General features: G+C 68.7%; 1 protein-coding gene and 1 pseudogene. Both read right to left on the bottom strand.

Annotation, left to right across the window (positions count from 1 at the left end):
* Positions 1-911, bottom strand: a 911-nt coding sequence (locus AB0D45_RS34850; RefSeq protein WP_362466733.1) for an SGNH/GDSL hydrolase family protein, incomplete at its 3' end; no start/stop codon positions are given.
* A gap of 70 nt (positions 912-981) precedes the next feature.
* Positions 982-1,467, bottom strand: a pseudogene (locus AB0D45_RS34845) (hypothetical protein); the annotation flags it as partial.

Genomic DNA, 1,467 nt, shown 5'->3' with positions numbered 1-1,467 from the left:
AGCTGGGTGGCGCCTTGATTGACCCAGCCGCTCCACCGGCCCGCCGAGTAGTCCCCCTCCGCGTTGAACAGGTCACCGGCCCCAGTGACGCGCTGTAGGTGGACGGTGTTCGTCGGGCGGGGCTGGTCGGGGCGGGCGGGGCCACCGGTGAACCATCCTGCCGTACGGGTCTGCTCGAGCGCCGCGAAGAAGGCCGCGGCCAGCCGGGTATAGCCCTGGTCGTTCGGATGCAGGCCGTCCGTCATCTGTACGGGGTGGGTCGCATCGGCCTGCTGGAGGGTCGTCAGGGCGGGGGCGTCGATGAACCGGAAGCGTCTGTTCTGGCGTTGCTGGGTTCCTTCGACCGCCTTGAGCTGCTGGTTGTAGCGGGTGACGGCCTGGGTGAGGTCCTGGTTGTTCCAGCCCGGGGTGGTGGGGACGAGGCCTTGCATGATGACCGTGACATCGGGCCGCATCTCGAAGATCCGGTTCAGGAGGGTACGGGCCCGTTCGGCGGCCTGGTCGGGATCGGCGCCTTGGTTGAGGTCGTTGACACCGATGTGGAGGAGGATCACGTCGGGCTGCGCCGCGGTGATCCAGCGATCCACACCGGCCCGCACCCGGTCGATGGTGTATCCGGCATGACCTTCGTGGACGGGGTCGGGCTGGGAGCCGTTGGCGAGGGAGCCGACGAAGTCGAGGGTGTATCGGGACTGCCCCGCGGCCAGGTTCCGCAACGGCAGGCGGTAGCCGCCGCCCGTGGAGCTGCCCTGGCCGTAGGTGAGCGAGTCTCCGAGGGGCAGCACGCGGACCGTCGGGGGTGCCATGGTGGTATCGGCCGTCGTGGCGGCCCGAGCCGGTCCAGGTAGGGCGGGCACGAGCAGGGCGGTGGCGGCGGCGAGCCCGCCGAGGACGGTACAGCGACGGTTCATGGCGTGTCCCAGGGATCAAGGGCTGTGGCCCGGCACCTCGGTGCCGGGCCACAGCGGTGGGTCGGTTGTGTTACTGGGTGAAGCTGGCGGTGAGGGTGATGGCTTCGCCGCCTCCGGCGGGGGTGGCCCAGTCGTTCCATCGGCCTGTGGTGTAGTCGCCGTCGCGTTCGGTGATGGAGTTGTCGGCTCGGACGGCGAAGACGTGGTTCACGTTGTTGGCCATGGCGGAGGTCAGGCGCTTGAGGTTGCCGCCGCCGCCGTTCCACCAGCCGTTCCAGGTGCCGCGTTCGAAGTCGCCGTCGGTGTTGTACCAGTTGCCGTCGAGGCCGATGACTCCGAGGTGTACCGTCCTGCCGGATGCTGTGGCGGTCACGTCCTGGCCCTGGAAGCCGCCTGTGGTGCCGGCGAGTGACCAGTTCGACCACTGTCCGGCCGTGTAGTTGGCGTCCAGTTCGAGGATCTGGTCGTTGGTGTCGATGGCGTAGATGTGGTTGACGTGGTCGGTGGTGGTCGTGCTGGTGACGCGCTTGAGGCCGTTGCCTCCGTGGTCGGTCCA

Origin of the sequence: Streptomyces sp. NPDC048352, assembly GCF_040651895.1 — a bacterium.
Lineage (GTDB): Bacteria > Actinomycetota > Actinomycetes > Streptomycetales > Streptomycetaceae > Streptomyces.
Note: the sequence above shows the minus strand (reverse complement) of the source record. Positions and strands in the feature narration are given on the sequence as shown.